This window comes from Dactylosporangium sp. NPDC051541, assembly GCF_044454505.1.
In the GTDB taxonomy this organism is placed as follows: domain Bacteria; phylum Actinomycetota; class Actinomycetes; order Mycobacteriales; family Micromonosporaceae; genus Dactylosporangium.
This window is the reverse complement of the sequence record NZ_JBITDU010000016.1, coordinates 53045-65117: the sequence shown is the minus strand read 5'-3', so window position 1 is coordinate 65117 and position 12073 is coordinate 53045. Positions and strand designations below refer to the sequence as shown.

13 protein-coding genes are annotated in these 12073 nt (G+C 71.8%); 8 read left to right on the top strand and 5 right to left on the bottom strand.

What is annotated here, in order from left to right; genetic code table 11:
- The first annotated feature begins 20 nt into the window (after positions 1–20).
- Positions 21–248, top strand: a complete 228-nt coding sequence (locus tag ACIA8L_RS45325; protein ID WP_395914761.1) for a hypothetical protein — start codon at positions 21–23, stop codon at positions 246–248.
- Positions 249–435: 187 nt separating this feature from the next.
- Entirely contained in the window at positions 436–1698 is a 1263-nt protein-coding gene (locus ACIA8L_RS45320) for an ammonium transporter (RefSeq protein ID WP_395914759.1), read from the top strand.
- A gap of 18 nt (positions 1699–1716) precedes the next feature.
- Here the strand turns inward: ACIA8L_RS45320 and ACIA8L_RS45315 are convergent, their stop codons facing one another.
- Together ACIA8L_RS45315 and ACIA8L_RS45310 are read right to left on the bottom strand one after the other, a co-directional pair.
- A complete protein-coding gene (locus tag ACIA8L_RS45315; RefSeq protein ID WP_395914757.1) occupies positions 1717–2583 on the bottom strand; it encodes a S41 family peptidase in 867 nt (288 codons plus the stop codon).
- A gap of 82 nt (positions 2584–2665) precedes the next feature.
- Positions 2666–3085 carry a hypothetical protein gene (locus ACIA8L_RS45310; RefSeq protein WP_395914755.1) on the bottom strand — a complete coding sequence of 140 codons (420 nt, stop codon included), beginning with the start codon at positions 3083–3085 and terminating at the stop codon, positions 2666–2668.
- On the opposite strand from ACIA8L_RS45310, the gene ACIA8L_RS45305 reads away from it, so the two are divergent.
- Positions 3032–3547 (top strand): NUDIX domain-containing protein, encoded by a 516-nt coding sequence (locus tag ACIA8L_RS45305; protein WP_395914753.1) that lies wholly within the window; start codon positions 3032–3034, stop codon positions 3545–3547. The genes ACIA8L_RS45310 and ACIA8L_RS45305 overlap by 54 nt on opposite strands.
- On the opposite strand, the gene ACIA8L_RS45300 is transcribed toward ACIA8L_RS45305, so the two are convergent.
- Entirely contained in the window at positions 3529–4968 is a 1440-nt protein-coding gene (locus ACIA8L_RS45300) for a hypothetical protein (protein WP_395914970.1), read from the bottom strand. The two genes, ACIA8L_RS45305 and ACIA8L_RS45300, sit on opposite strands and share 19 nt — an antisense overlap.
- Positions 4969–5175: 207 nt before the next feature.
- On the opposite strand from ACIA8L_RS45300, the gene ACIA8L_RS45295 reads away from it, so the two are divergent.
- The 5 genes from ACIA8L_RS45295 to ACIA8L_RS45275 all read left to right on the top strand — a co-directional run bounded on the left by ACIA8L_RS45295 (position 5176) and on the right by ACIA8L_RS45275 (position 10517).
- Positions 5176–5637, top strand: a complete 462-nt coding sequence (locus tag ACIA8L_RS45295) for a hypothetical protein (RefSeq protein WP_395914751.1) — start codon at positions 5176–5178, stop codon at positions 5635–5637.
- Between the two features lie 489 nt (positions 5638–6126).
- Complete coding sequence (locus tag ACIA8L_RS45290) at positions 6127–6906, top strand: class II aldolase/adducin family protein (RefSeq protein ID WP_395914749.1); 780 nt, start codon at positions 6127–6129, stop codon at positions 6904–6906.
- 294 nt (positions 6907–7200) lie between these two features.
- Entirely contained in the window at positions 7201–8451 is a 1251-nt protein-coding gene (locus ACIA8L_RS45285; protein WP_395914747.1) for an amidohydrolase family protein, read from the top strand.
- 10 nt (positions 8452–8461) lie between these two features.
- Positions 8462–9253, top strand: coding sequence for a FadR/GntR family transcriptional regulator (locus ACIA8L_RS45280; protein ID WP_395914745.1), 792 nt, complete (start codon positions 8462–8464; stop codon positions 9251–9253).
- Between the two features lie 22 nt (positions 9254–9275).
- Positions 9276–10517, top strand: a complete 1242-nt coding sequence (locus ACIA8L_RS45275) for a lipopolysaccharide biosynthesis protein (RefSeq protein WP_395914743.1) — start codon at positions 9276–9278, stop codon at positions 10515–10517.
- A 67-nt stretch (positions 10518–10584) separates the two neighbouring features.
- Here ACIA8L_RS45275 and ACIA8L_RS45270 read toward each other — a convergent pair whose 3' ends face one another.
- Positions 10585–11058 (bottom strand): cupin domain-containing protein, encoded by a 474-nt coding sequence (locus tag ACIA8L_RS45270; protein ID WP_395914741.1) that lies wholly within the window; start codon positions 11056–11058, stop codon positions 10585–10587.
- Positions 11059–12012 (bottom strand): helix-turn-helix domain-containing protein, encoded by a 954-nt coding sequence (locus ACIA8L_RS45265; protein ID WP_395914739.1) that lies wholly within the window; start codon positions 12010–12012, stop codon positions 11059–11061.
- Positions 12013–12073 lie beyond the last annotated feature (61 nt).

The following is a 12073-nucleotide window of genomic DNA, read 5'->3' as shown; positions in this document are numbered from 1 at the left end:
ATGTCGGCCACAATGATCGTGTGCACGAACAGCCTGTCCCGGACGACGATGCCGGCGCGTTCTGGCGGATCGAGCCCGGCTGGACACTGTCCAGGACCGGTGCCGGCGGCTACCTGCCGTTCAATCAACTGACGTCCAGACGCATGCTCATCTGCGACGACGACGTGCTCGAACGGGTCGTGGCCGCAATGCGGCAGGACGGCTGCCCCGTCGTCGACCGACCATCCCCGCGCCAACACGATCGCTAGCCCGCGGCCCCGACCGCAACCGCGCGGGCCCCGCCTGACGCGCACGGTCGGGGTCGGTGATACGGGAGTGTGGCCGCGGAAACATGTTGGAAACGTCGGCGTACAAACGGTGAAACGCGCGACGGTAACGCTGCATGCCACGCGGTCAACGGCGATCACGGACCACACGAGGCGGGAGGGGTCCGGGATGCCGGAGGGGTTCAGCGCGGGCGACACGGCCTGGCTGTTGGTGAGTGCGGCGCTGGTACTGCTCATGGTGCCCGGCCTGGCGCTGTTCTACGGCGGCATGGTGCGGATCAAGAGCGCGCTGAACATGCTCATGATGTCCCTGGCGTGCCTGGCCGTCGTCACGGTCGTCTGGGTGCTCGCCGGCTATTCGCTCGCGTTCGGCACGGACAGCGCCTTCGGCCTGATCGGTTCGTTCGAGCACGTCGGCATGGCCGATATCGGCGCCCGCGATCTGACCGGCTCGGTGCCGACGATGGCGTTCGCGGCGTTCCAGCTCATGTTCGCGATCATCACGGCGGCGCTGCTGAGCGGGGCGATCGCCGACCGCGCGAAGTTCGGCGCCTGGGTCGGGTTCGTCGCCGTGTGGACCCTCGTCGTGTACGTGCCGATCGCGCACTGGGTGTTCGGCGGTGGCTGGATCGCCACCCACCTGCGCATCCTGGACCTGGCCGGCGGCACCGTCGTCGAGGTCAACTCCGGCGCGTCGGCGCTCGCTCTGGCCCTGGTGCTCGGCCCGCGGCTCGGCTTCCGCACCGAGGCGATGCGACCGCACAGCCTGCCGCTGGTCATCCTCGGTGCCGGGCTGCTGTGGTTCGGCTGGTTCGGCTTCAACGCCGGCTCCGCGCTGAGCACCGGCGGTGTCGCCTCGACCGCGTTCTTCAACACCCAGGTCGCCGGGGCGGCCGCGGTCGGCGGCTGGCTCATCGTCGAACGCTGGCGCGACGGGCACCCGACGACGCTGGGCGCCGCCTCCGGTGCGGTCGCGGGCCTGGTCGCCATCACGCCCGCGTGCGGCTCCGTCAACCCGCTCGGCGCGCTGGCCGTCGGCGCGGTCGCCGGTGTCGCCTGCTGCTATGCGGTGGGGCTGAAGTACAAGCTCGGCTACGACGACTCCCTCGACGTCGTCGGCGTGCACGGCGTCGGCGGCCTGCTCGGTATGCTGCTCATCGGCGTCCTCGCCACCGCCGCGGTCACCGGCCACGACCGCGGCCTCGCCTTCGGCGGCGGGCTGGACCTCCTCGGCCGCCAGGCCCTCGCCGTGCTCGTCGTCGCCGTCTACGCCTTCGCCGCCACCTGGCTGGTGGCCAAGGCGATCGACAAGACGACCGGCTTCCGGGTCGCCCCGGAGCACGAGCGCGGCGGCCTGGACCTGGCCATCCACGCGGAGAGCGCCTACGAGCAGCACACCTCGACCGCCGGGCGGATCAGCCACCTGGCCTGAGCGGTGCCGGGTCCGGCGCTAACGCAACGCTGCTACCGCGGTCTCGATCACGGTGTCGGGTGCGCTGGCGATGTCGGGTACGACGCCGGTGCCCTCCCAGTTGGTGGCGGTGACGGTGTCGACGACGTAGGCCTCGGGCAGGTATGCGAGGACCGTCGGCGCGAGCCGGATCGGGGTGATGTGGTCGGCCGCGCCGGGTGTGGTCTCGCCGACGACCGTGACCCGGCCCCGAGCCTGCAGGTGGTATGCGAGGGCCTCGCCGGACGAGAACGTGCCCGGGCCGACGAGGACGGCGACCGGCTGGCGCAGGCTCGTGCCGGACGGCAGGGCCGGTGTCCACCACTGGCGGCGGCGGTCCGGGTAGACGACCTCGGACAGCTGTGCGGGTGTGTCGCCGAGCAGCCGGCCGGCGATGTGGGCCACCGTCGCCGGGTCGCCGCCGCCGTTGGCGCGCAGGTCGAGCAGGATCCGGGCCGAGCCCTGCGCGAGGGTGAACGCGGCGTCGAGATACGGCTGGGCGAGGCTGACCGCGTCGAGGTCGTCGACGCTGATCAGACAGGTGCCGTCGGCCAGTCGCTCCACCCGCGAGACGCACGCGGCCCGGGCCCGGACCACCTCCGGGTCGGGGTCCGGCCAGCCCGGCGGCACGGTGTCGGGCCGGGCGGTGCCGGCCGGCTCGAAGCTGAGCGCGAGATGGCGGGAGACCGTCCACGCGCACCGTTCGATCGCCGCGCAGCCGGCGGCGGTGACCGGGGCGTCCACGGCCGCGAACCGTTCGGTGAGCACGGCGACGAGCGCGTCGCGGCGTGCACCCGGTGGCATCAGCCGGGTCAGCCAGCCGGTGAGCCGCCCGACCAGGTCCCGCACCAGCAGCGTGTCGGACATACCCGAACGCTAGAGCAGTGGGCCCGCGTCCGGCCGCCCCGACCGCTACGCCCGCAGCGAACCGGCGGCGCGGCGCCACGCGTCACGCCGGGTGCTCTCCGCGCACCCGCGGGTCGATGAGCACGCCGGCGACCACGGCGGTCATCCCGTCGGTGCACAGCGTCGGCGCGGCGACGACGAACTCCTCGCGTTCGACCCACTCGACGGCCACCACACCCGGCGCCGCGCGGAGCCCGTCGTCGAGCCGCAGCGGCGCGTGGTCGTGGTAGTAGCCGCGGGCGGTGTCACCGACCCACAGCGACCAGTGGTAGTCGCCGGCACCGGCCTCGCGGGCGGCCGTTGAGAGCGGGTCGGCTTTGAGGTCGCCGGAGTCGAGCAGCTCGGCGACGGTCATCGGGTCCAGGTCCGCAAAGGCCGGCGGCACCACCACGTCCAGCACCTGCTCCAGGTGAACCGCGCAGGTGCAGTGCCCGCGCTGCGGGGGTGTCCAGTCGTCGGCCATCACCGCACTGTACGACCCCGGCGGTGGTGGCAGAATGCTCATGTGTCGATCTCGGTGGATGGTGCTCCGAAGGCTCGTATCGTCACAGGGTTGCTGCGGGACGGGGATCGGGTGTTGCTGTGTCACCGGTCGCCGGGGCGCCGTCACTCCCCGGACGTCTGGGATCTGCCCGGTGGGCACGTCGAGGACGGGGAGGCGCCCGGCGCGGCGCTCGTGCGTGAGCTCCGCGAGGAGCTGGGCATCGACATCGCGGAGCCGGCCGGGGCGCCGGTGCACGAGGTGCGCGGTGACACGTTCGACATGCGGATCTGGCTGGTCGAGGCGTGGACGGGAGTGCCGGTCAACGCCGCGCCGGAGGAGCACGACGCCATCGCGTGGTTCACCGCCGATGCGCTCGGTGCGCTGTCGCTGGCCCACGCGAGCTACCTCGCGATGCTGGAGCGTCAGCTGCTGAGGGTGTAGCGGCCCGGGGCCGGGACGTGGACCCGGGTCCAGGTGCCGTCCGGGTGGACCGTCGCGCGGCCGGACGCGTGGAGGCGGTGGTGGCGGACGCGGACGCGGACGTCGCCGGCGGCCGGGGTGGTGAAGGTCAAGGTGGACGCGGTCTGGGCGACCAGGGTGGCGGGGGGCTCGACGATCGGCCTCGGGTCGGTCACCGCGTACAGGTGCCAGTGTGCGCTGGACCAGATCGGGGTCAGGTACGGCAGGCCGCCGCGCACCAGCGCCGCCTCCCGTTCGCCGGGCCAGGACAGCCGCGCGTCGGGAACAGCCACGAACTGGACCGCCTGGTCGGCCAGCCAGACCTGGTAGGTGGCGGGGGTCAACGGCACGCCGGTACCGCCCGCACCCGGGACGGTCGTGAAGAACAGCGGATTGCGGTCGATGTCGGCCTGGCGCAGCCAGCCCCGCGCGAGGGGGAGCTCGCCCATCGACGCCGCCTCCCAGTAGTCGCGGGTCGGCGGGATCTCGATTCGGCCCGTCAGCGGCGCCTCGGCCAGGCGGGCGCGCAGCGGGGCGAAGTACGCCGGGTCGGCCGTCGGGTTGCCGATGTCGGCGATGTCGCCCGGCACGATCGGCGACTGCCAGCAGCAGACCGCGGCCAGCAGCGCGGCCAGGCGGGCCGGGTGGCGCAGCGACGGGACCGTCGCATAGCCGGCCAGGACCGGCAGGGCGAACATCACCACCAGGCGGGTCGCGTTGAGGCCGACCGGGGTGTGGAAGACATCCGCGGCGAGCACGCCGGCGGCCGAGAGGACCGCGGCCGCGCGGACCGGGCGGAGCGGGACCAGCGCCGCGATCACGAAGCTGGTCGCGACCGCCCGGACGGCTTCCCAGTGGCCGAGGTTCATCCAGCCGCCGTTGCTGAACACGGCCGCCGACAGCGCCAGGGCGACGGCCGCCGGCCCGGCGATCAGCAGGCCGCCGCGGACCCGGCGGGTCAGCAGCAGGGCCACGCCGGCCAGCCCCAGGAACAGCCCCGCGACCGGGCTGGTGGCCGAGGCGAGCAGCGCGGCGCCGGCGGCCAGCGGGCGCGCCCTCGGGTGGGTGAGCGCGAGCAGGGCGAGCAGGGCGAAGAGGACCCCGAGGCCGTACGTGACCCGGCCCGACACCAGGTTCCCGGCCAGGCCGGCCACGCCGAGCAGCGCGGCCGGCACGGGGCGGGTCGCGCCGGTGCGGCGCAGCAGCGCGGCAAAGGTGACCGCGGCCGCCACCAGCGTGAGGGCGCCGGTCAGCCGCACGCCGAGCGTCGCCATCACCGCCTGGGAGACCAGGCTGTAGCCGAACTGGTCCACCCCCGCGTACCAGCGCAGGTCGATCGAACTCCCGCTGTGCGCGGCGAAGAAGTCGGCCCGGGCGACCTGGGCCGCGAGATCCGTGCCCATGCGGGGCAACAGCAGATACGTCACCCCGAGGACCGCGGCGAGGAGACCGGCCGCGAGCTCCGGCCGCGCATCGGCCGGCGCCGCCGCGGGCAGCACGAGCCGTTCGGGCGGAGCAACACGAGCGTCGATCACGGCGACATCCTGCCCGGTGCCGCCGATCATGTCGCGGGGGCCCCGGCGGGCGCGGCTGTCGCCTACTATGCAGTGATGATCGTGCGTACGCGCTGGAGCGTGCCGCACAGCCCCGAGCAGCTGTGGCCCGCACTCTGCGACTCCTCCGTCGAGTTGACGCCGCGCTGCCCGGTGTTCTACCTCGGCACCCCGCGCCCCACCGAATGCCGGCTGCCGGACGGGCCCGGCGAGGTCGGCGCCGCCCGGCAGTGCGTCTCCGAGCAGGGCGTGGTCCGCCAGCGCATCACCGTCTGGGAGCCGCCGGCCCGGCTGGCGTTCCACATGGAGCACACCGACCTGTGCTTCGACCGCTTCGTCGACCGGCTCGGCGACGACTTCGACCTGGAGCCGGAGGGGTCGGGGACCCGGATCACGCGGACCACCACGGTGTCGGTCCGGCCGCGCTTCGCCGCCGTGCTCTACCCGGCCCTGTGGGTGGGGCTGAAGTCGGTGCACCGCTTCGTCTTCCGCAACTGGCAGCGGATGCGCCCGGCCTGACCGACCGCATCCCGGCACCCGGAGTCAGCTGGGCGTGAGCGCCGTCACCGGTGGACGGGGTGACGGCTGGACGCGTGCTCGCCAGGACGACGGTGCCGTCCGGGGAGAAGGCGGCTGCTCGCCGATGCGACGGTGTTGCCGTGGGGTGCGAAGGCCACAGCGAATTCCCGTGGCGTTGCGCCGCTGTAGCTGGCTCTGAGGGCGGTCAGCCGGTGGCGCGGCGGCAGCCGGGTCGGGTTCGAGGTGCCGCCCGAGGCGCGGCGTACCGGCTCCTGACGGCGGCGGGTTCAACGCCAGCGACCCGAACGCCAGCGACCTGAACGCCGGCGGCCCGAACGATGGCGGGCTGACGCTGACGGGCTGACTGCGTCGGGTCCAACGGCGGCGGCTTAGCGGTGGCGGATGAAAGCAACCAAGCGATTGCTTGCTTCTGGGTCACACCACTGCTAAATCTTTTAAATGATTTCGGCTCTGCGGAGGTGGTGAAGTGTGACAACCGTGGCGGAAACGGTCAAGGCGGGCGGGACCGCTGTTTGGGCGCCCAAGGTCACTCCGCCCATCGGGGTGGACCTGACAGACGCGCAAGCGCTCGCGTGCGCGTTTCGGATCCTGGCGCACAGCGGGTTCAGCGAGAACATCGCCGGACACATCACGATGCTCAAGAACGACAGCGGCGACATGTGGATCAACCCGTGGGGACTGTGGTGGGACGAGGTGTCCGCCTCCGACCTCTGCGTCGTCGACCGCGACGGCGCGCTCAAGGAAGGGCGCTGGGACGTCACCCCCGCCTTCCACATTCACACGGAGCTGCACCGCGTGCGGCCCGATGCGAAAGTCGTCGTGCACAACCACCCGTACTACGTGACCGTGCTCGCGGCGGTCGGCGTGCTGCCCGAGATCGTGCATCAGACCGGGTCGATGTACGACGGAGACCTTGCGTTCGTGCACGAGTACACAGGCGAAGTGGACGACGCGACGCTCGGGGCCGACCTCGCGCACAAGATCGGTGACAAGTCTGTCGTGATCCTGGCCAGTCACGGGATCATCGTCACCGCGCCGACGATCCAGGAGGCGACCTACCGCTCGGCCAGCATCGACCGGGCGTGCCGGCTCGCGTACGACGTGATGCTGCTCGGCAAGGACCCCCTCGCCATCTCGCCCGGGCTGCGCCACGGGATGAAGCGGTCGCTGCTCGAGCGCGGCTCCGACGTGTTCTGGGCCGGCGCCGTGCGAAACCTGCTGCGCCGGGAGCCCGAAGTCCTCGAATAGGCATTCGCCACACGAACATTCGCGAAACGAGCACGCGCGAGACGAACACCCCGCGGAACGAACATGCGCGCAAACGAACCCGCGCGCGATGGACATGCACGAGACGAACAAGCGCGCGAACGAACACGCGCGAAGCGAACACGCGCGCGAACGGACACCCGCGCGAACGTACACGCGCGTGACGAGCACACGCACGAGACGAACACCCGCGCGAGACGAACATGCGCGCGGGATGAACATGCGCGCGAGACGAACACGCGCGAATAGACCGCCGGAAAGGACACCCCGCACCCCATGGCATCGATCGACGAACTGCTCAAGAACACCGGGTTCACCACCGCCAACCGCAGCAAGGTGACGTTCCTGCCCGACCCGCCCCGGCAGGAACGCAAGTACACGTTCATCTCCGTCGACGACCACATCGTCGAACCACCCGACGCGTTCGACGGCCGCATGCCGCAGAAGTACGCCGACCAGGCCCCGCACGTCATCGAGAAGGACGGCAGCCACGTCTGGGTGTACGACGGCAACGAATTCCCGAATGTCGGCTTCAACGCCGTCGTCGGCCGGCCCGTCGACGAGTACGGCATGGAGCCGTGCCGGTTCGACGACATGCGCCGCGGCTCCTGGGACATCCACGAACGCATCAAGGACATGGACCTCTCCGGCGTGTACGCGTCCCTGTGCTTCCCGTCGTTCCTGCCGGGCTTCGCCGGCCAGCGCCTGCAGCTCTCCACGCCGGACCCGGAGCTCGCCCTCGCCGCGACCAGGGCCTGGAACGACTGGAACATCGAGGCGTGGTCGGGGGCGTACCCGGACCGGATGATCCCGTGCCAGCTGCCGTACTTCCTCGACCCGGAGGTCGGCGCGCGGGAGATCTACCGCAACGCCGAGCGCGGGTTCAAGGCCGTCACGTTCAGCGAGGCGCCGCACATGCTCGGGATGCCGTCGCTGCACACCGGCCACTGGGACCCGATCATGCGGGCCTGCGCCGAGACCGGCACCGTCGTCAACCTGCACATCGGCTCGTCGGGCACCTCGCCGTCGACCGCCGAGGACGCGCCGCCGGACGTGGTGGGGGTCCTGTTCTTCGGTTACTCCATGTTCTCGGCCGTCGACTGGCTGTACAGCCGAATCCCGGTCCGTTTTCCGGACATCAAGATCGTCCTCTCGGAGGGCGGGATCGGCTGGGTGCCCGGCCTGGTCGACCGGCTCAACCACATGCTGAGTTACCACGCGATGTACGGCACCTGGAAGGGCATCGACCTCACCCCGGCCGAGGTCCTGCTGCGAAACTTCTACTTCTGCGCCGTCGAGGACCCGTCGTCGTTCGCGCTGCGCGACGTGATCGGTGTCGACCACATCCTGCTCGAGCAGGACTACCCGCACTGCGATTCGACCTGGCCGCACACCCAGCGCACGATCGAGGAGGAGATCGGCGGTCTGCCGGCTGCCGATGTGCGCAAGATGACCTGGGAGAACGCGTCCGTGTTGTACAGGCACCCGGTCCCGGCCGCCGTGCAGCAGGACCCGGACGCCTACTAAGGTCACGGTGGTGGAGCCCCGGATACGCGTACATCGGCTCGCCGAGCAGATCGCCGACCGGATCCGGGCGCAGATCGTCAGCGGCGAGCTGGCCGACGGCGATCCGTTGCCAAAAGCCGAGGACCTGCTGCGACGGTACGGCGTGAGCCTGCCCACGCTCAGAGAGTCCATGCGCGTCCTCGAAGCCGAGGGCCTGATCACGGTTCGCCGGGGGCGGCTCGGCGGTGCCGTCGTGCACCGCCCGTCCCCGGCGAACCTGGGCTACAACCTGGGCCTCGTCCTGGCCGCGCAGCGTTCGGACATCGGCGACGTGGCCGCGGCCCTGCGCCAGGTGGAGCCGGCGTGTGCGGCATTGTGCGCGTCCCGTGCCGATCGAGCGACGGCGGTGGTACCCCGGCTGCGCGCTCTGCACGAGGAGTACCTCGCGAGCGTGGCCGACCTGCCCACCGTCGTCGGCGTGTCCCGCCGCTTCCACGAGGCCCTGGTCGGCCTGTGCGGCAACCCGCCGCTGATCGTGCTGGCCGGGGCTCTGGAGGCGCTGTGGTCCAGTCACGAGGAGGGCTGGGCGAGCCGCACGGAGCCGCGCGGGGTGCCGCTCCGGCAGCGCCACGAGGCCGGCGCGGAGCACGGCCGCATCCTGGATCTGATCGAGGCCGGCGACGCCGAAGGGGTACACCGCCTGGTCGCCGCCCACCTCGACGCGGCCCAGCGCAACCCGACCCCGGCCGGCTCACCCAGTATCGACCTCACCCTCCTGCGTGAGCTGATGCTGCCACCGGGCGAGCCGACGGACGCGGCCTGAGCGCGCCTGCTACGTTCGCCGCATGTCCGACCTGGCCACCGACGCCGAGCCGGTGCCCGCTGCGACGCCCGGCATTCGCTCGCTGGCCCGCAACTCGGCCATCGCCGCCGGTGCCGTCGTCGCCAACGGCCTGCTCAGCGCCGCGCTGCTCGCACTGTGTGCGAAACTGGGCCAGACCGGCGAGATCGCCGCCTACACGGTGATGACGTCCGCCCTGGCGTTCGTGCTGATCCTGCTGAGCGGCGGCTCGGTGCTGCTCTACCTCAACGGCACCGAGGAGCAGCGCGCCCTCGTCCGCAGCCAGTGGATGCTGGTCGTGGTCCCCGGCCTGCTGCTGGGCATCGCGGCCGTCGGCGCGTTCTACGCCTCCCGCGGGTACACCGTGAACGCCCTCATCGCCGCGGGCGTCATCGCCCTCGGCAACGCCCTTTCAACGTTGCAACAGTCGGACTTCAGCCGCCGCATGCGTTTCCTGGCCAACGCCGTGCTGGTCTGCACCAGCAAGGCCGCGTCGCTGGTCATGGTCCTGCTGGGCGTCCCGCTGACCGTCTCGCTGGCCGGCGCGGGCCTGGCCCAGCTGCTGGTCGGCGAACTGGCCCTTGGCAAGCACGGTTCACTGCGCTCGGACCTGATCCGCGGCCTGTCATTTTCCAAAGCTTTCCGGGGGTACCGCTCCAGCCGTCATCTGTTCGGCTACAGCTTGGGCGAGCTGTATGTGGCCAGGCTCGGCACGCTCGTCCTGTCGCTGCTGGCCACGCCTGCGGTGATGGGCAGCTTCGGCGCGATCGTCACCGCGTATCAGGCCATCGGCGGCGTGGTCCAGTCCGCCCTGCAGGTCCCGATGGTCGCCCGGGCCCGCAACCGCCTGGGCATCGAACGGTCCGCCCATCCGGCCGGCTTCTCCATCGCCGTGGCCCTGACCTGCGCCGTCCCGATGGCGCTGGGCGTGGCGATCCTGTCCCCGTTCCTGACCGGGACCATCCTCTCCCTCCCGCACCGCGACTCGGCTTCGTGGCTGGCGGTGTTCATGCTGGCCCTGCCGTTCATGGCGGTCACCAGAGCGATCCTGTTCAACTGGATGGGCGACGGCGAGTACGGCCGCGCGACCAGGTCGATGGCGATCCTGGCCGCCCTGTGCACGGTCACGGTGGCGGTCCTGGTCCCCCTCTTCGGCCCCCTCGGCACCGCCGCCGCCACCGCCACCGCCGAGGCCGCCGCCCTGGCCGTGATCCTCCTGCTCCTGCCCCGCCGCCGAGCCGCTTAGCACCTCGAGCACCCGCCGGCGGCGTACACACCCGGCGGACGCCCCGGCGGACGCCCCGGCGGGCGCTTCAGGAGGCGTATTCGTTCGAGATCTCGGTGGCGTAGTGCTTCCACAGCGGTCCCATGGTCTCGGCGTTCACCGGCTGCCCGGAATCGATCATGGCCTTGAAGTCGCGGAAGTACTGCACGTACAGGTCCGGCGTGAACGTGTTCAGCATGACCGCGTTCTCTTCGCCGACGTTGGCGAACGTGTGCGGCGCCCCGGTCGGCACGATGACCCAGGTGCCCGGCCCGGCGTCGTACTGGTCCTCGCCGACGGTGAACCGGAACGTTCCCGCCAGCACGTAGAAGCCCTCGTCGTGCTGGGCGTGGCGGTGCTGCAGCGGGCTCGGGGTGCCCGGTGGAATCGTGACCTCGGCGAACCCGAGCCGGTGCTCGGTGTGCTCGCCGTTCTCGAGGATCCGGATCTGCTGCGCCCCGCTGCCGAGGATCTCGCCCTCACCGGGGCGGACGATATGTACCTTCGCCACGACGTTTCCCATCTATTGCCGACCTTGGTGAGCACCATCCTGTCCCGGGCCGGCGGTGCGCGTCTTGGTCGTCCGTGCACGGTTGCTGGTCACCAGCGCACGGGCGTTGTAGCCGTACGTCGTCTTGAAGAGCTTGCTGAAATGGGCGGGGTCGGAGAATCCCCACCGGGCGGCCACGGCGGTGACCGTCCGTCCGCTTCCGGTCAGTTCGGCCCGGCAGCGCTCGAGGCGGCGACGGCGGATCAGGGCCGCGACGGTCAGCGGCTGATCCTCGAACAGCTTGTGCAGCCGGCGTACGGAGATGTGGTGGGCGGCGGCGATGCCGGGCGGGGACAGGCCGGGATCGGCCAGCCGGGCCTCGATGTAGCCGGTAATCCGGTCCCGCAGCCGCTCGTCCGGGGCCGGTCGTCCGTCGCCCAGCCGGGCCTCCAGCGCGACCGCGATCAGCTCGACGACGGCCGCCGCCGACCGCAGCGCCTCCGCCTCGCGGAACTTGGTCGCCGGCCGCGCCAGCTCCCGGGCCAGCACGGAGACCAGAGCACCCGAACCGTGGCTGCCGTCGATGCGATTGCCGATGAGCCGGTCGAGCTGGGCGGGCCGGATCCGGAGCTCCCGGCGCGGCACGAGGATGGTGACGTGCGCGGCGGCGGTGCTCTCGAACCGGACCGTCCGCGTCGGATCGAGCAGCACCAGGTCGGCCGGCCCGAGTTCGGCGTCGCCGCGCCCCTGCCTGATCCGCGTCCGGCCCCGGGTCATGACCTTGATCGCCAGGTGCTCGCCGTCGGTGGCGGCCCGCTCCCGCCCGATGCAGGCGCTCTCGGGTGTGGCGAGGGAGAACAGCCGCAGCGGCCCGAGGGCGCGGGTGGCGACCCGGGCCCGGAAGCCGGCCCCGGCCAGCTTGTTGACCAGCGGCGGGAACCCGCCGGCGGCCAGCTCGTCCTGGAACGTCTCGAGATCGCCGATCACCGCTCAACGATAACGGCCATCCCGGCGGCAGGGCCGCCGCGTCCCGGCCGGCACCGGGAAA

What these genes read in the sequence shown, in the direction of transcription:
- ACIA8L_RS45320 (WP_395914759.1), top strand. Translation starts at nt 436, where the DNA reads ATGCCGGAGGGGTTCAGCGCGGGCGACACGGCCTGGCTGTTGGTGAGT.
- ACIA8L_RS45295 (WP_395914751.1), top strand. Translation starts at nt 5,176, where the DNA reads ATGATCGTGCGTACGCGCTGGAGCGTGCCGCACAGCCCCGAGCAGCTG.
- ACIA8L_RS45275 (WP_395914743.1), top strand. Translation starts at nt 9,276, where the DNA reads ATGTCCGACCTGGCCACCGACGCCGAGCCGGTGCCCGCTGCGACGCCC.
- ACIA8L_RS45270 (WP_395914741.1), bottom strand. Translation starts at nt 11,058, where the DNA reads ATGGGAAACGTCGTGGCGAAGGTACATATCGTCCGCCCCGGTGAGGGC.
- ACIA8L_RS45310 (WP_395914755.1), bottom strand. Translation starts at nt 3,085, where the DNA reads ATGGCCGACGACTGGACACCCCCGCAGCGCGGGCACTGCACCTGCGCG.
- ACIA8L_RS45285 (WP_395914747.1), top strand. Translation starts at nt 7,201, where the DNA reads ATGGCATCGATCGACGAACTGCTCAAGAACACCGGGTTCACCACCGCC.
- ACIA8L_RS45300 (WP_395914970.1), bottom strand. Translation starts at nt 4,968, where the DNA reads ATGGGCACGGATCTCGCGGCCCAGGTCGCCCGGGCCGACTTCTTCGCC.
- ACIA8L_RS45315 (WP_395914757.1), bottom strand. Translation starts at nt 2,583, where the DNA reads ATGTCCGACACGCTGCTGGTGCGGGACCTGGTCGGGCGGCTCACCGGC.